Source organism: Gillisia mitskevichiae (assembly GCF_003634585.1).
Taxonomy (GTDB): domain Bacteria; phylum Bacteroidota; class Bacteroidia; order Flavobacteriales; family Flavobacteriaceae; genus Gillisia; species Gillisia mitskevichiae.
Genome location: NZ_RBLG01000001.1, coordinates 946,129 through 961,944 on the forward strand (window position 1 = coordinate 946,129; position 15,816 = coordinate 961,944).

Below are 15,816 nucleotides of genomic sequence, written 5' to 3' on the forward strand. Positions count from 1 at the left end.
TATTAGCTTAACATTATTCAGAACAAATGAAACAATTAACGAAAGCAGAAGAGGAGATCATGCAGATCTTATGGCAACTTAAGGAAGGGAATGTTGCTGGAATTATTGAAGAGATGCCCGAGCCAAAACCTGCATATAATACGGTTTCCACAATAGTTAGAATATTGGAATCCAAAGATTTTGTTGGACATAGAAAAGAAGGGAAAGGCTATATCTATATTCCTTTGGTGGAACGAGAAACTTATAGCAACCAGAGTATGAATAAGCTCATGGATAATTATTTTAATGGTTCTTTTAAAAGCATGGTTTCATTTTTTATGAAGGAAAATGACCTAGATACGAAAGAGCTGGAAGCTATTTTAAAGGAAATTAATAAAGAAGATTAATATGCAGTCTTATATTATACAAGTCGTATTATTTCAGCTACTTTTTTTAGTGGTTTATGAAGTATTGCTGAAAAAGGAAACTTTTTTTAGCTATAATCGGGCTTACTTACTTCTAACACCTGTATTAGCCTTTTTACTACCCATAATTAATATTGAGATGTTATCTGGCTTTGTACCACAGGAATCTGTGACATCCATTTCAAGATTTTGGCTTCCGGAAGTAAATATTGGAGGTGTTACGCAAAATACACAGCAACTTCCTGAAATAGTATTATCTAAAAAAAGCCATTCTTTTAACTGGATGACAATTATCTATTGCATTGGTGCCATTGTAAGTTTAGGGATCGTTGGTAAAAAGCTTTTTAACTTGCGCAAACTGTTTAAGTTTAATGTTATTTCAAAAGTAAAACAATTTAATATTGTCGAAATTCCTTCCTCTAATGTCGCCTGCACTTTTAATAAAACCATATTCTTAGGAGATGAATTAACTGCAATCGAGAAGGAACAAATTGTAGCACACGAGTTAATTCATGTGGAGCAAAAGCATAGTTATGATCTTGTGATTTTTGAAATTCTGAAAATCATTTTCTGGTTCAATCCCCTTATCTATATCTATCAAAATAGAATAGCAGCTTTGCACGAATTCATCGCAGATTCTAACGTGATTAAAATAGTAGAAAAGCGAAGTTATTATGAGCAATTATTAAACACTGCTTTCAACACACAAAATATTTCATTCATCAATCAATTTTTTAATCATTCATTAATCAAAAAACGAATAGTTATGTTACAAAAATCAAAATCAAAAACCAACGCAAAGTTCAAGTATTTGGTAATCTTACCGCTAATGTTGATTATGCTAACAATTGTATCCTGTACTCAGGAGGGTCCTGAAGAAATGGCTAAGGAAAGTTCAATTTCTAAGCAGTTAGCCGAAATTAAACAGGCATTAGATGAAGGCAAGGAACTTTCCGAAGTTGAAAGAGATCAGTTTTTTAGCATTATGGAACAGATAGTTAAAGAGGAGAGCGATTTGCCTCTTCCTCCTCCTCAATACTCAGATAAATCTTCATCGAATGGTATCCCCGGAAGCGATGTACCATTTGCATTAATAGATCAAGTGCCTTTATTTCCTGGATGCGAAAGCTTGTCTTCTAATGAAGAACAGAAAAAATGTATGACTAATAAAATCACCGAATTTGTTTCGGAAAATTTCAACACCAAAATTGGAGAAGACTTAAAATTAACAGGAGTTAATCGAGTGGTCGTTCAATTTAAAATAGATAAAAATGGGAACATTGTAAATGTAAGAGCACGTGCTCCTCATCCATCTTTGGAAGAAGAAGCAAAGCGAGTTATTAATGCCTTACCCAAAATGATCCCAGGTGAACAAAAGGGCAAACCAGTTGGTGTAATGTATTCCCTTCCAATAGTTTTTCAAGTACATAAATAAAATAAGTTTATTAATTATGAAAGTCGGGGTGTAAAACTTCGGCTTTTATGATTTTTAGATTAACCTATAAACTTAAAAACACCTATATTGATTGCAAAAATAATTTCTATGTTACAAATCTTAATATCTAGAGCTACTTCCAATATTAAATGTTTTAGAGCTCTTCAGTTAATTCTAGTAACATTATTAATTGTCTCTTGCGGTGTGAAAACTTCTACTAAGAATGAATCCTCACCTGTGAAAACTGAAACTGTAATAGCAGATGAAATAGATATAAATAGCAAAGACTTAGAAACTTTTCCTTTTGCAGTTATAGATAATGTGCCAGTATATCCAGGATGTGAATCTTATACTTCTAATGAAGAACAAATGCTTTGTTTTAGCAGAAAAATCGAAGAATTTGCCATGCTTAATTTTAACACCGGATTAGCTCAAGAATTGAAACTTACCGGAGTGAATAGAATAATTATATTATTTAAAATAGATAAGCAGGGAGATGTCACAGATATAAAAGTTAGAGCTCCTCACCCAAAGTTAGAAGAAGAAGCAAGACGAGTAATTCAGAAACTTCCTAAAATGACTCCTGGAAAACAAAAAGGTAAGGCAGCCGGAGTAATGTATTCTTTGCCAATAGTATTTGAAATTCACACAGTTAATAAATAAATATGTTGCAAAAGTTCAAATTTAAGTGCTCGCTTATTTTTCCTGTAGTATTGATAAGTCTAATTTCTATTTCGTGCGGGGTTAATACAACGACTAAAACGTCTAATCCAGTTCTTAATGTACAAAAGGAAAAAGCTGCTATAGTGGAGTCTAAAACTTTCCAAGAAGGAGAACCTATTCCTTTTGGAGCTATAGAGAAAGTTCCTATTTATCCTGGTTGTGAATCTAAAAAAACCACCTTAAAGCAAAAAAATTGCTTAGCTGAAAAAGTGCAGATTTACGTTAATAGAAATTTTAATACAAGTCTTGGAAAGAAATATGAAATAAAAGGTATAGTTAAAGTCTTTGTTAGTTTTGAAATAAACAAAGAAGGTGATGTTACGAATATTATTGCAGAAGGTCCTCACCCAAAGATTGAGGAAGAAGCGGTTAGAGTGATATCCTCACTACCGCATATGATACCTGGAGAATATGAGGGTGAAAAAGTTAGCGTTAGTTATACATTACCAATAATGTTTTGGGAAGGATGAAAAAGTTAACTATTCTAATTGTGCTTGTTTTTTGGAAAGTAGGGGCGCAAACCCCAACTATAGCTATTGTAGATAGTTTATATGCGATTGGAAATTATACGGAAGCAATTCAACAACTTGAAGATCTTAATGAGAATTCAGATGCTGTGCAGCTTCGGTTAGCAAAAGCTTATGTTGCCTCAGGAGATCTGGATTCAGCGATAAATACCTATAAAGTAATTGTGCTTCAGAATCCAAATAAATTGCTTTCTGCTATAGATTATGGAGAATTGCTTATAAAAGCTGGAGAATTAAGTTCTGCAGACAGTTTGTTTGTCCTGTTATCATCAAAATATCCTAAGATTGCCAGTTTTCAGTTTCAGCGTGGGATAATAAAGGAAAAACAAAAGGATAGTACTTATATAGCTTTTTTAGAAAGAACTATTGAAATAGATCCCAATCATCAACAAGCTTTATATAAACTTGCCAAAGATGCATTAAGCAAAAGGAATTTTCCTTTGGCAGAAGAACTCAGTTTACAAGGTTTAGGAATAAATCCTTCCAATGCTTCACTACTTTCTATTTTGGCTCAAACCTATTTTAATGAAAATTCTTTTTTCCTTGCAATTACCCCTTTTGAGAAATTATTGGAATTAGGGCAAGGAAACGAATTTGTGCATTCTAAATTAGGGTATTGTTATTACAATGAAAATAATTTTAAAGACGCCATTGAACAATATAAGTTGGCATTAGAATATGAAGATAGAAACTCGGACACACATTATAATCTAGGAAAATTATATGCGAGACAGGGAGATCTTAAGACATCTGAAACCCATTTACTCATGGCCTTGTTAATTAAAAAGCAACCCGTAGATGCCGAATTTCTTAGTCTAGCTTTAACCTATAAGCTACAAGAAGATTATGAAAAAGCACTTAAATATTTTAATAGTGCTTTAGAAGAAAACCCAGATAATGAAAGAGCCTTATATGAGCGAGCTATTGCGGCAGATAATTATTTTAAAGACAAGAAAGCAGTTTTAAATTATTATCAGGCATATCTAAGCAAATATTCTAAAAAGGGTAGTGAAGAATTGATCTATTTAGCAGAAATTAGGATTAGGGATATTAAAGAAGAATTACACCTTAACGGAGAATAGTTTTTACTAAGCTGCTTAATTTCACTATTTTTGACATTCAATAGACTAGATAGTTAGCTGCATGAGAAAAACATTACTTCTGCTTATTTTCCCAATTTTGGTGTGTTGTAAAAATTTTGAAACCAAAAAGATCTCTTCTGAAGAGGTGCTCAATCAAGAATCTAAATCTTTAAATTGGCGGGAAGTGGATGAATATCCAGCTTTCGAAAATTGTAAAAGCATCACAGATCTTACCCAAGCTCGTAGCTGTTTTGAAGCGACGGTAGCCAATTCTATATATGCATATCTCGCAAAGCAACAACCAATTGTAACCCAGTCTATAGATGACACGCTGTTTTTGTATCTAGAGATCTCTAAATCTGGAAAACCGGTTGTAGATTCAATAAGAGTAGACTCTATGGTTACTTATCAACTACCAGAATTAGATAATTGGGTGCGACAGAGTGTAGATTCCTTGCCAAAGATATATCCAGCAATAAAACGTGGAATCCCTGTTTCCAGCGTGTTTAAAATGCCAATCCTCATCAAGGCTGAATAGGTTTGCAATAAACAATAAACAATTAGCAGTTGGCAGTGACAAGTCAGTTCGAGTATTTCGACTTCGCTCCATACAAGTTATAGTCGAGAGGTAATTTTTATTTCTTAAAACTTCTTCCTTTCCATTGAAACCCGCTGAATAAGGAAGCAACGGCTACAGAAGTAGAGAAAAAAGGATAGAGTAAGCTAGACCACAAATAATGACTCAACACCATTTTTTTTCTGAAGAACTTAGCTGAAACATAGAGCAAACTTAGATCTGCTGTAAACTTTAGTGCAAAACTAAATAGCAGGAATTGAAAATGGATCACTTCAAACAATGCGAAAGCAATTGTAACTATTAAGATTAAGTTCATTAGAAAAACAATAACCCCAAGCAATTTCGCAAAACCACTTTTATAAGCAGGCGCTTTTGCTGCCCACCGAATTCGTTGTGAAAATAAGGATTCTAAGGAGAGCTGAGGTTTCGTTTTTACAATAGCAGCTTCAGATTTTAAATAGGATACCGGGTAATTTAGTTCGGTAAACTTCTGAAGTAGAAAAACATCATCTCCTCCAGAAATATTTGAATTTCCACAGTATCCATCTGCCGTTAGAAATGCTTCTTTCTTGTAGCACATATTCGCTGCGTTGCACATAAAAGGTCTTTTCAATCCGAAAGCTCCAATTCCGGCTGCCTGCAAACTCATAAAATCAAGATCTTGAAAAGCGTTTAGATAATTCAGGAATTTTTCTATTGTGGAACCACCCTTAAAGAAACTTACGGGACCTGCTAGAAGACTAGCTTTAGTTTCTATAAAACCTTCATTATATGCTTGTAGCCATTTTCTTGGAATAATACAATCTGCGTCGGTGGTTAAAATATTCTCAAATCTGGTGGAGGCAATAGCGGTTGTTATAGCATCTTTTTTTGGAGAGTTGGTGCTCCTCTTGTTATTAATAATAGAAAAAGTGAGATCCGGATGAGCTTGTTTAAACCGAAAACAGGCTTGTAAAGAAGTATCTTCAGATTCATCATTAACCAGAATGATCTCAAAATAAGATTTTGGGTACTCTAAATTAGATAGAGAATAGAGTAGATCTGGTAAATTTTCGGCTTCATTCCTAAAAGGGATTATTATAGAAAATTTGTTTATTGGAGCTACTCCCTTTAATTCAAAGTTATTGACCTTCTTCCAGCCTAAAAGCAAGGCTCTTATAAACACCACATATATTAGAGTTACTATAATTAGAAAAATTATAAATAATTGCATGTTTACAGATAGCTAGATTAAGAGAATTGCTAAGCAGAATTATGTAGCTTTGTAAAGCCCAATCAAAAGTAAACAAACTATTAAGAATGGGTAATAGCTAAAGACTTTCCACTTTTGAAAAACGAACGAATTATTTTAGGAATCGATCCAGGAACCACTATTATGGGCTTTGGATTGATCAAGGTGGTGAACAAAAAAATGGAGTTTTTACAACTTAATGAGTTGTTACTTCAAAAATATAGCGATCCATATATTAAATTGAAACTGATCTTTGAGAGAACGGTAGAATTAATAGACACTTTTCATCCAGATGAGATCGCCATTGAAGCACCATTTTTCGGAAAAAATGTACAATCCATGCTGAAATTGGGAAGGGCTCAGGGAGTTGCTATGGCCGCCGGATTATCCAGAGAAGTTCCAATTACAGAATATCTGCCTAAGAAGATTAAAATGGCCATTACTGGGAATGGGAATGCCAGTAAGGAGCAAGTTGCTAAGATGCTGCAAAGTTTATTGGGACTTAAGGAATTACCTAAAAACTTGGATTCTACAGATGGATTGGCAGCTGCGGTTTGTCATTTTTACAATTCTGGAAAAGTGGAAATAGGAAAAAGTTATACTGGCTGGGATTCCTTTGTAAAACAAAATCCGAATAAGATTAAATAATCCTTCTACTGATCACAACAAGAATCAAAAATTGATTATTGCTAATTGATTACTGTTAACTGAAACTATGTCTTCATTATATATTCATATCCCCTTTTGCAAACAGGCTTGTCACTACTGTGATTTTCATTTTTCCACTTCTATCAGGAAAAAGGGAGAATTGGTGAATATGTTATGCGAAGAAATAAGGCTTCGGAAAAATGAATTACCAGGGAAACTGCTTGATACAATTTACTTTGGCGGAGGAACACCTTCTTTGCTTTCTTCTGAAGAGTTGAAGAGGATTTTTGATGTTATAAATGATAATTTTGAAGTGAGGAAAGATGTAGAGATCACTTTGGAAGCAAATCCCGATGATCTGACGCTAGAGAATATTAAAATCTTTAAAAATGCCGGCATAAATAGATTGAGTATTGGAGTGCAATCTTTTTTTGAAGAGGATCTGCAATTGATGAATCGTGCACACAATGCCAAAGAAGCTTTAGAAAGCATACAGATGGCTAAGCAGTATTTTGATAATATTTCTATAGATCTTATCTACGGAATTCCCGGAATGAGCAATGAACGATGGGAAACCAATATTGAAACCGCATTGTCTCTTGGATTACCACATTTTTCATGCTATGCATTAACAATAGAGCCTAATACCGCTCTAAAAAAAATGATTGAAAAAGGAAAGGTGAAACCGGTAGATGATGAGGCTGCAAGGGCACATTTCGATATTCTAACCAAACGATTGAAGGAGCAAGGCTTTACGCATTATGAATTTTCTAATTATGGAAAGCCAGGGTTTTTCTCTGAAAATAATACAGCCTATTGGTTCGGAAAACCTTATTTAGGAATTGGACCTTCTGCACATTCTTATGATGGGAAGAACAGAAAATGGAACATTAATAATAATACACTTTACATAAAATCTATAGAAAAAGGGGAGTTGCCTTTAGAGCAAGAAGAACTTTCTATAACAGACAGGTATAATGAATATGTGATGACCAGACTGCGGACCATGTGGGGAATTGATATAAATGAAGTGGAGGAACGCTTTGGGAATTTGTATAAAACTCATTTATTAAACGAGGCTTCTAAAGAAGTTGAATTAGGCTTGTTACAACAAAAAGAAGATGTAATTACAGTTACTAAAAAGGGAAAGTTCTTAAGTGATGGGATTGCCAGTAATTTATTCTTTTTAAATTAGTGAACATATTATAGCTCTAAGACTAGAGAATTTTCATGAAAGCAGAAATAAAACATAAAAACAAAACCTACAATATAGATCTCTCCAAAGCCTTGGATATTTCTCTTGTTCTAAGAGGTGACGAAAAAAATCCGGTGGCATGGTACCTAAATGCTCCCAAGATCCAACCTGTAGTGGACGGGGATTTTATTGGAAAAGTCACCTCTGGGAGTTCTACAAATTTCAATAACATTCAGTTTAATCCTCATGGGCATGGCACGCATACCGAATGTGTTGGCCATATTACCAGAGAGTTTCATAGTGTAAATGAAACTTTAAAGAACTTCTTTTTTACTGCTAAAGTAATCTCTATAGAACCCGAGAAGATAGGTGAAGATATGGTGATTACAGAACATCAAATTAGAAGCTGGCTAAAAGTAGATGAAGTAGAAGCAGTAGTTTTAAGAACTTTGCCTAATTATATTGAAAAGCGGAGTAAAAAATATTCTCATACCAATTGGCCTTATTTGGAAGAAGCAGCAGCTAGATACCTTAGAGAATGCGGAATTAAGCATCTATTAATCGATTTGCCATCTGTGGATAAGGAAAAGGATGCTGGTAAGCTGTTAGCGCATAAAGCGTTTTGGGATCATCCTAAGAACACCAGATTTGATGCTACTATTACCGAGCTCATTTATGTAGCTAGTAAGATAGAAGATGGAATTTATATTTTAAATCTTCAGATAGCATCTTTCGAAAATGATGCGTCACCAAGTAAACCTATATTGTATAAAACAGAATAATTACAAAATAAAAAACCCGTTTCAATAACTTGAAACGGGTTTTTATATAGATTTAAAGAAGCTTTTTATCCTAAAGCAACTCTTTCAAAAGCTACAACTTTAAGGTCACTGTCTACAGACTTAACGTAAGCAGAGATACTCATTTTGTTATCTTTAATATAATCTTGATTCACTAAAGTGTTATCCTTAAAGAAACGTTTGATCTTCCCTTTAGCGATGTTATCTAACATATCTTCAGGCTTTCCTTCTTGTCTTAATTGGTCTTTAGCAATCTCGATTTCTTTGTCGATGATTGTTTGATCCACACCTTCTTCATTTAAAGCAACTGGATTCATAGCAGCAGCCTGCATAGAAACGTTTTTTGCAGCTTCTTCAGCTCCATCAACATTTTTAGAAAGACCTGTTAAAACAGCGATCTTGTTACCAGCATGAATGTAAGAACCTACAAAAGGAGCTTCCATAGTACGGTAGTCACCAATTTCAATTTTTTCACCAATAACTCCTGTTTGCTCAGTTAGTTTATCCTGAACAGAAATTCCGTTGAAATCTGCAGCTAATAATTCTTCTTTAGAAGAAGTAGAAAGTGCAATTTCTGCAATTTGAGTAGCCATTGCTACATACGTATCATTTTTCGCAACGAAATCTGTCTCACAGTTTAAAGAAACGATCACACCTTTAGTAGCATCATCATTTACTTTTGCAATTACAGCTCCTTCAGAAGAATCTCTGTCGGCACGCTTTGCAGCAACTTTTTGACCTTGTTTACGCAATACTTCGATTGCCAATTCAAAATCTCCATCAGCTTCTACTAATGCTTTTTTACAATCCATCATACCGGCACCGGTAGACTTTCTTAATTTATTTACTTCTGCGGCTGTTATATTTGCCATGATGTTTAAAATTTTTTAGTTTTTAAAAAATAAGTCGTTTAGCTTTGTTTGAAGAAAGATCTAAACGACTTATATATTACTTAAAAAGGTATGTTATTCTTTTTCTTCAGTAGAATCACTTGCTTTTTCAAGTGTTTCTTCTTTAGATTCTAATTTCACATCTTCTTTAGCCTCTTTCATCGCTTTTTTATCTTCAGCATCTGTAGAAGGAACTTCTACGTTGTCATCAGATTTTTTTGCTTTTGCAGCTTTAGGAGCTTTGTCAGCTTTCTCTTCTTTGTTATCTTCTTTAGCATCTTTGTTAGACTTTCTTTCAGAAAGACCAGCAATAATAGATTCTGCCATGTAAGAAACAACTTTGTCAATAGATTTTGAAGCATCATCATTAGATGGAATCACATATTCTACTTCACGAGGATCAGAATTTGTATCAACCATTGCAAAGATTGGAATGTTTAATTTTTGAGCTTCTTTTACCGCGATATGCTCACGGGTAATATCTACAACAAATAGAGCAGAAGGAAGACGGCTCATGTCTGAGATAGAACCTAAATTCTTCTCTAACTTAGCTCTTAAACGGTCTACTTGTAAACGTTCTTTCTTAGAAAGAGTGTTGAAAGTACCATCCTTTTTCATTCTATCAATAGAAGACATTTTCTTAACTGCCTTACGGATAGTGATAAAGTTAGTAAGCATTCCACCAGGCCATCTTTCAGTGATGTATGGCATGTTGGCTTTTGCTGCATGTTCTGCAACAATTTCTTTTGCTTGTTTTTTTGTAGCTACAAAAAGTATTTTTCTTCCACTAGCAGCGATCTTATTAAGAGCTTCACCAGCTTCCTGCATTTTAGCAGCACTTTTATATAGGTTTATGATGTGAATCCCATTGCGTTCCATATAGATATATGGGGCCATGTTTGGGTTCCATCTTCTTGTAAGGTGACCAAAATGTACACCTGCATCAAGTAATTCTTTTACTTCTACTTTGTTTGCCATTTTTGTAATAGTTTACGTTCTGTTGAGATAGCAACCCCGCTAAGGCGTGGTTTAGATGCTAAACTAACCTCCGACACTTCGACACGATTAGTGTGATATCGGAGCAACAACAAAAATTTTAATTTTTTAAATGAACTTTCGGGACGATGCCCAACGATATTAACGTTTAGAGAACTGGAATTTCTTTCTAGCTTTCTTCTGTCCGAATTTCTTACGTTCTACCATTCTTGGATCTCTGGTCATTAAACCTTCAGGCTTTAAAGTAGCTCTGTTTTCCGGGTCTAATTCTACCATCGCTCTAGAAATAGCAAGACGGATAGCTTCAGCTTGTCCAGTGATACCACCACCATAAACATTAACTTTGATATCGAAGGCTTCTTCGTTCCCAGTCATGTTAAGAGGTTGCATTACCTTATAAACTAAAGGTCCTGTAGTGAAATAATCGTTAAGATCCTTTTTGTTAATTGTAATGTTGCCTTTTCCTTGTCCAACATATACACGTGCAACAGCCGTTTTTCTACGGCCAATTTTGTGAATAACTTCCATTACAAAAGATCGTTTAGGTTGATAGTTTTAGGCTTTTGTGCAGATTGATCATGTTCTGATCCTACATATACCTTTAAATTACGGAATATAGCTGCACCTAATTTGTTCTTAGGTAGCATTCCTTTTACCGCATTTTCAATTAACCTTTCCGGTCCTTTATTGAATAATTCGGTTGCAGTTAGACTGCGTTGTCCCCCAGGGTAGCCAGTATGGCGAATGTATTCTTTAGAATCCCATTTCTTTCCTGTTAAGTTGATTTTCTCGGCATTGGTAACAATTACGTTATCACCGCAATCAACGTGTGGGGTGAAGTTAGGTTTGTATTTTCCTCTTAGTAGTTTTGCAACTATTGAAGAAAGACGACCTAAAGTCTGACCATCAGCATCTACGTGTACCCAATCTTTGGTCACGGTAGCCTTGTTGGCCGATACTGTTTTGTAGCTTAATGTGTCCACACTAATTAATTTTACTTGTTATTAAACATTCCATTCCCTGCCCCTAGATAAATCTATCGGGAAAACAGGGGTGCAAATGTACAATTATAAATTCAGAATGCAAATAGACCTTCATTAATTTATTAGAACAGAAATCATTGGCTGTCAATGTCTTTGATTTAAACTAAGTTGGGCTCCTAATTCAAAGCCTGCTAACTCTCTAGATAGACGTTGTCATCAATGCAAAAGAAAATAGGAATATGAGATAATCCTCAGATACCAATATCGCTGAAATACCCCTATTAACGATAAATGGTATTTTTCATGTTAATATTGTCATAAAAAACTTATGAAAAAACCTATTTTTGCTTTTTAGATTCCCTAATATCAAACACCTACATTATGAAATTTTTTAAAATTAGTATTCTTTTTGCCATAGTTATATTTATCATCTCCTGTAGTAAGGAAGATGGAGCCGATTCTAACTCTTCATTCAAATCTAGTAATTTTGCTGCATCTATTAATCCTGATGATCTTGTTGGGGAGTGGAAACTCTCTACTATGCAAGCAGATACTTTGGTAGATCTTAATCAAGATGGTACTGGAGATGAAAATCTTTTAAACGAATCCTCATGTTTTAACGATATGAAGATAATATTTAATGAGGATAAAACATTTTCTACCGTTAATGCACACCTAGATTTTAATGGAGGAACAAGTGATGCCGAGTTTATATGTATAAAAAATAGAGTAGATTTTGGAACTTGGGATATTGAAGAAGCAGATCTAATTCTCAATATAAGTATAGATGGTACTATTTACACACAACGAAAGCCTCTTAACTATAATACTTCAACTTTTGGTTTTGGTGTTTCTAAAGCAGAATCAAATATATATGTTACAGATCCAGGAGATACTTCTGCCTCTAAGATCAGAATTTTAGCTTTGGAATATACGAGGATATAAAAATTTAGTTTTAAGTTGAAAAAGCCGTTCAGTTTGATTGAACGGCTTTTTTTATATTTTAATTTAAGTAGTGTTCTTTATCTTTTACTTCAGAATATTTAACTTCTGCTAACTGCTAACTGCTAACTGCTAACTGCTAACTGCTAACTGCTAACTGCTAACTGCTAACTAGTGTGCTTCCAGCCAATCTTTACCTTCTCCTAAATCTACATCTAGAGGAACTTCCATCATGAAAGCGTTTTCCATTTCTTCCTTTATCATTTTTCTCATAACAGGTAACTCCTCTTTGTAGGCATCAAATACCAATTCATCATGTACTTGTAAAAGCATTTTGGTTTTAAAACCGCCTTCTTTTAATTTTCGGTGAATATTGATCATCGCTAATTTAATAATATCTGCCGCGCTTCCTTGGATAGGAGCATTCACAGCATTACGCTCTGCGGCTCCTCGAACTACAGCATTTTGCGAATTAATATCCTTTAAATATCTACGTCTACCTAGAACGGTTTGCACATATCCATTGTCTCTTGCAAAATCAACCTGGTCTTGCATGTAAATTTTCAATTTAGGATATGTTGCGTAATAGGTTTCTATAAGTTCCTTAGCTTCTCCTCTGGAAAGATCTGTCTGATTGCTCAGGCCAAATGCAGAAACCCCATAGATGATCCCGAAATTCACCGTTTTTGCATTGCTACGTTGTTCTCTGGTAACTTCTTCTAATGGCACATTAAAAACTCTGGCAGCTGTAGAAGCATGAATGTCTTCTCCCTTTTTAAATGCTTCTATCATATTATCCTCTTTGCTTAAAGCGGCTATGATTCGAAGTTCTATTTGAGAATAATCTGCTGCTAGCAAGGTGTAATTTTCATCTCGTGGAATAAATGCTTTTCTAACTTGTCTTCCTCTTTCAGTTCTTATTGGGATGTTTTGCAGATTTGGATTGTTGGAACTCAATCTTCCCGTTGCAGCAACCGTCTGCATATAATCTGTATGTACTCTCCCTGTTGTTTTTTCAACTTGTGTTGGTAAAGCATCTATATAGGTGTTTTTTAATTTCACCAAACCTCTATATTCCAGTACGCTTTTTACGATCTCATGTTCAGATGCCAAATAGGAAAGCACATCTTCGCTTGTGGAATACTGACCCGTTTTTGTCTTTTTTGGTTTCTTAACTAATTCTAATTTTTCAAAAAGAATGATCCCAAGTTGCTTTGGAGATGCGATATTAAATTCTTCACCAGCCTCTTCATAGATCTTCTTCTCTAGAGTTGCTATATCTTTTTCTAATTCTGAAGAAAGCGATTTTAAGAAATCTTCATCTAAATTGATTCCTTCCAGTTCCATATCTGCTAATACTCTTACCAGTGGAATCTCTATTTCATTGAAAAGTTTTTCGGTTTCTGCTTCTTTTAACTCTGGCTGAAAATGTTGTTTTAATTGAAGCGTGATATCTGCATCTTCCACTGCATATTCAGTTTGCTTGTCCAAAGGAACATCTCTCATATTCCCCTGATTCTTTCCTTTTTTGCCAATAAGCTCTGTGATAGACTGCGGAGTATAGTTAAGGTATGTTTCCGCAAGCACATCCATATTATGTCGCATATCTGGATTTATAAGATAATGCGCGATCATAGTATCGAATAAATTTCCTCTTACCTCAACCTTATATTTAGCTAATACTTTAATATCATATTTTAAATTCTGACCGATCTTCTCAATTCCTTCAGCTTCAAAAAAGGGACGTAATTTCTCAATGATCGCTTGCGCTTCAGCATCATCTTCCGGGAAGGGCAGATAAAAGCCTTTTCCAGTTTCCCAGGAAAATGCGATCCCTACCAATTTTGCTTCTAAGGGATTTAAACTTGTAGTTTCAGTATCAAAACAAACACTGGTTTGCTTTAATAAGTTTTTCAGAAACATCTCAATAGCCATATTGCTGGTAAGACTTTGATAGACATGACCAGAAGTTGACAAGTCTTTTCTACTAGAAGTTTCTTCAATTACAGTAGCATCTCCACCAAATAATGAAAATTGACCAGCTCCCGCAGTTGGATCCTTGGCTTGAGCTTTTGCGGTTGGAGTTCCCGAAACCTGAGTTGGAGTCGCAGTTTGTTCTCCTGAAAATAATTTTAGAAACTGATCTTTCAATCTTCGGAATTCCAATTCTTCAAATAAAAGTTGAACTTTATCCCCGTCTGGCTGAGACAATTCATAGTTTTCAGCATGAAATGTCACCGCACAATCGGTAATAATTGTTGCCAATCTTTTCGAAAGTATTCCTAAGTCTTTGTTGGCTTCTATCTTCTCTTTCATTTTCCCTTTTAGCTTATCTGTATTTGCTAAAAGTTCTTCCATGCTTCCAAATTCAGCTAAAAATTTCTTTGCTGTTTTTTCACCTACACCGGGAAGTCCAGGGATATTATCCGATGCATCTCCCATCATACCAAGAAAATCTATCACTTGCTCTGGGCGTTCTACTCCAAATTTTTTCTGTACTTCAGGAATGCCTAAAATTTCGATCCCATTACCCATTCTCGCTGGGCGATACATAAAGATGTTTTCTGAAACTAACTGAGCGAAATCCTTATCTGGAGTAACCATAAAGGTTTTATAACCCTCTTTCTCTGCTTGTTTTGCTAAAGTTCCAATTACATCATCTGCTTCGCAACCTGGTAATTCCACCACGGGAATATGCATGGCGTGCAAAATATCCTTTATATAAGGGATAGAAATTTTTATAGGTTCTGGCGTAGCGTCTCTGTTTGCTTTATAATCTGAATATAATTCAGTTCTTTCATGACTTCCATCTTTATCAAAACATACTGCTAAATGATCTGGCCTCTCTCTACGGATCACATCAAAAAGGGAATTTGTGAATCCCATAATTGCTGAAGTGTCCAAACCTTTAGAATTGATTCGTGGGTTTTTTATAAAGGCGTAATAGCCTCTAAATATTAAAGCGTAAGCATCAAGTAGAAATAAGCGTTTTTGGTCTGCCATGGGTAAGGATTAATTGAAATTCAAAACTACAAAGTTATTGCCTAATAACCTGTTTCGAAATTTTAAAACTGAAATTTATTGGTTAATCACTTCCATTTAATGGTTTTTCAGAAATTTAGTAAAAATGACAAAAAGTCTAATAATTGCTGGATATCTTTAAAAAATTTAAGTAAATAATTTACGTTTTGTTGAATTGAAAATTTAACTCGAAAATTATTTTTTTATCTGCCCTTCATTTATTTTGCTCGTCCAAAATAAACGAAGCAAACAAAACGACGCCTTTTTCAAGGAATTTTTTGGCGAAAAGGCCAAAAACCGTACTAAAATTTTCCGCGGATAGGCGATGGAAAAAACACCCATCCTGAATCTCGGAAATTTTA

Annotated in this window: 16 protein-coding genes; 10 read left to right on the top strand and 6 right to left on the bottom strand. The window is 34.6% G+C overall.

Annotated elements, in window-relative coordinates; all coding sequences use genetic code 11:
• Positions 1-26: 26 nt before the first annotated feature.
• The 6 genes from BC962_RS04265 to BC962_RS04290 all read left to right on the top strand — a co-directional run bounded on the left by BC962_RS04265 (position 27) and on the right by BC962_RS04290 (position 4,709).
• Positions 27-386 (top strand): BlaI/MecI/CopY family transcriptional regulator, encoded by a 360-nt coding sequence (locus BC962_RS04265; RefSeq protein WP_121344641.1) that lies wholly within the window; start codon positions 27-29, stop codon positions 384-386.
• Position 387: 1 nt separating this feature from the next.
• Complete coding sequence (locus BC962_RS16630; protein ID WP_121344642.1) at positions 388-1,839, top strand: M56 family metallopeptidase; 1,452 nt, start codon at positions 388-390, stop codon at positions 1,837-1,839.
• A 108-nt stretch (positions 1,840-1,947) separates the two neighbouring features.
• Positions 1,948-2,502 carry an energy transducer TonB gene (locus tag BC962_RS04275; protein WP_121344947.1) on the top strand — a complete coding sequence of 185 codons (555 nt, stop codon included), beginning with the start codon at positions 1,948-1,950 and terminating at the stop codon, positions 2,500-2,502.
• Positions 2,503-2,504: 2 nt separating this feature from the next.
• A complete protein-coding gene (locus tag BC962_RS04280; protein WP_121344643.1) occupies positions 2,505-3,032 on the top strand; it encodes an energy transducer TonB in 528 nt (175 codons plus the stop codon).
• Positions 3,029-4,171 carry a tetratricopeptide repeat protein gene (locus BC962_RS04285; RefSeq protein WP_121344644.1) on the top strand — a complete coding sequence of 381 codons (1,143 nt, stop codon included), beginning with the start codon at positions 3,029-3,031 and terminating at the stop codon, positions 4,169-4,171. The genes BC962_RS04280 and BC962_RS04285 overlap by 4 nt, the downstream gene beginning before the upstream one ends.
• A 61-nt stretch (positions 4,172-4,232) precedes the next feature.
• Positions 4,233-4,709 (top strand): hypothetical protein, encoded by a 477-nt coding sequence (locus BC962_RS04290; protein WP_121344645.1) that lies wholly within the window; start codon positions 4,233-4,235, stop codon positions 4,707-4,709.
• A 97-nt stretch (positions 4,710-4,806) separates the two neighbouring features.
• Here BC962_RS04290 and BC962_RS04295 read toward each other — a convergent pair whose 3' ends face one another.
• On the bottom strand, positions 4,807-5,961 hold the full coding sequence (locus BC962_RS04295) for a glycosyltransferase (protein WP_121344646.1): 1,155 nt from the start codon (positions 5,959-5,961) through the stop codon (positions 4,807-4,809).
• Positions 5,962-6,075: 114 nt separating this feature from the next.
• Between BC962_RS04295 and ruvC the strand changes: the two genes are divergently transcribed.
• The 3 genes from ruvC (at position 6,076) to BC962_RS04310 (ending at position 8,604) form a co-directional block, all read left to right on the top strand.
• Positions 6,076-6,627: a crossover junction endodeoxyribonuclease RuvC gene (ruvC, locus tag BC962_RS04300; protein WP_121344647.1), complete on the top strand. Its 552-nt coding sequence runs from the start codon at positions 6,076-6,078 to the stop codon at positions 6,625-6,627.
• A gap of 67 nt (positions 6,628-6,694) precedes the next feature.
• A complete protein-coding gene (hemW, locus tag BC962_RS04305) occupies positions 6,695-7,822 on the top strand; it encodes a radical SAM family heme chaperone HemW (RefSeq protein WP_121344648.1) in 1,128 nt (375 codons plus the stop codon).
• 35 nt (positions 7,823-7,857) lie between these two features.
• Entirely contained in the window at positions 7,858-8,604 is a 747-nt protein-coding gene (locus BC962_RS04310; RefSeq protein WP_121344649.1) for a cyclase family protein, read from the top strand.
• A 65-nt stretch (positions 8,605-8,669) separates the two neighbouring features.
• Here the strand turns inward: BC962_RS04310 and tsf are convergent, their stop codons facing one another.
• The 4 genes from tsf to rplM all read right to left on the bottom strand — a co-directional run bounded on the left by tsf (position 8,670) and on the right by rplM (position 11,491).
• Entirely contained in the window at positions 8,670-9,494 is an 825-nt protein-coding gene (gene tsf, locus BC962_RS04315) for a translation elongation factor Ts (RefSeq protein WP_121344650.1), read from the bottom strand.
• A gap of 93 nt (positions 9,495-9,587) precedes the next feature.
• Positions 9,588-10,490 (bottom strand): 30S ribosomal protein S2, encoded by a 903-nt coding sequence (rpsB, locus tag BC962_RS04320; RefSeq protein ID WP_121344651.1) that lies wholly within the window; start codon positions 10,488-10,490, stop codon positions 9,588-9,590.
• 159 nt (positions 10,491-10,649) lie between these two features.
• Entirely contained in the window at positions 10,650-11,036 is a 387-nt protein-coding gene (gene rpsI, locus BC962_RS04325) for a 30S ribosomal protein S9 (protein ID WP_121344652.1), read from the bottom strand.
• Positions 11,036-11,491: a 50S ribosomal protein L13 gene (rplM, locus tag BC962_RS04330; RefSeq protein ID WP_121344653.1), complete on the bottom strand. Its 456-nt coding sequence runs from the start codon at positions 11,489-11,491 to the stop codon at positions 11,036-11,038. Before rplM ends, rpsI begins: the two co-directional genes overlap by 1 nt.
• Positions 11,492-11,872: 381 nt before the next feature.
• On the opposite strand from rplM, the gene BC962_RS04335 reads away from it, so the two are divergent.
• The gene (locus tag BC962_RS04335) at positions 11,873-12,436 is read left to right on the top strand and encodes a DUF5004 domain-containing protein (RefSeq protein WP_121344654.1); all 564 of its coding nucleotides are present in this window, start codon (positions 11,873-11,875) and stop codon (positions 12,434-12,436) included.
• A 168-nt stretch (positions 12,437-12,604) separates the two neighbouring features.
• Here the strand turns inward: BC962_RS04335 and polA are convergent, their stop codons facing one another.
• Positions 12,605-15,436: a DNA polymerase I gene (gene polA, locus BC962_RS04340; RefSeq protein ID WP_121344655.1), complete on the bottom strand. Its 2,832-nt coding sequence runs from the start codon at positions 15,434-15,436 to the stop codon at positions 12,605-12,607.
• Positions 15,437-15,816 lie beyond the last annotated feature (380 nt).

What these genes read in the sequence shown, in the direction of transcription:
- BC962_RS16630 (WP_121344642.1), top strand. Translation starts at nt 388, where the DNA reads ATGCAGTCTTATATTATACAAGTCGTATTATTTCAGCTACTTTTTTTA.
- tsf (WP_121344650.1), bottom strand. Translation starts at nt 9,494, where the DNA reads ATGGCAAATATAACAGCCGCAGAAGTAAATAAATTAAGAAAGTCTACC.
- polA (WP_121344655.1), bottom strand. Translation starts at nt 15,436, where the DNA reads ATGGCAGACCAAAAACGCTTATTTCTACTTGATGCTTACGCTTTAATA.
- rpsI (WP_121344652.1), bottom strand. Translation starts at nt 11,036, where the DNA reads ATGGAAGTTATTCACAAAATTGGCCGTAGAAAAACGGCTGTTGCACGT.
- BC962_RS04295 (WP_121344646.1), bottom strand. Translation starts at nt 5,961, where the DNA reads ATGCAATTATTTATAATTTTTCTAATTATAGTAACTCTAATATATGTG.
- BC962_RS04290 (WP_121344645.1), top strand. Translation starts at nt 4,233, where the DNA reads ATGAGAAAAACATTACTTCTGCTTATTTTCCCAATTTTGGTGTGTTGT.
- hemW (WP_121344648.1), top strand. Translation starts at nt 6,695, where the DNA reads ATGTCTTCATTATATATTCATATCCCCTTTTGCAAACAGGCTTGTCAC.
- BC962_RS04335 (WP_121344654.1), top strand. Translation starts at nt 11,873, where the DNA reads ATGAAATTTTTTAAAATTAGTATTCTTTTTGCCATAGTTATATTTATC.
- BC962_RS04280 (WP_121344643.1), top strand. Translation starts at nt 2,505, where the DNA reads ATGTTGCAAAAGTTCAAATTTAAGTGCTCGCTTATTTTTCCTGTAGTA.
- BC962_RS04285 (WP_121344644.1), top strand. Translation starts at nt 3,029, where the DNA reads ATGAAAAAGTTAACTATTCTAATTGTGCTTGTTTTTTGGAAAGTAGGG.
- BC962_RS04265 (WP_121344641.1), top strand. Translation starts at nt 27, where the DNA reads ATGAAACAATTAACGAAAGCAGAAGAGGAGATCATGCAGATCTTATGG.
- BC962_RS04275 (WP_121344947.1), top strand. Translation starts at nt 1,948, where the DNA reads ATGTTACAAATCTTAATATCTAGAGCTACTTCCAATATTAAATGTTTT.
- BC962_RS04310 (WP_121344649.1), top strand. Translation starts at nt 7,858, where the DNA reads ATGAAAGCAGAAATAAAACATAAAAACAAAACCTACAATATAGATCTC.
- rpsB (WP_121344651.1), bottom strand. Translation starts at nt 10,490, where the DNA reads ATGGCAAACAAAGTAGAAGTAAAAGAATTACTTGATGCAGGTGTACAT.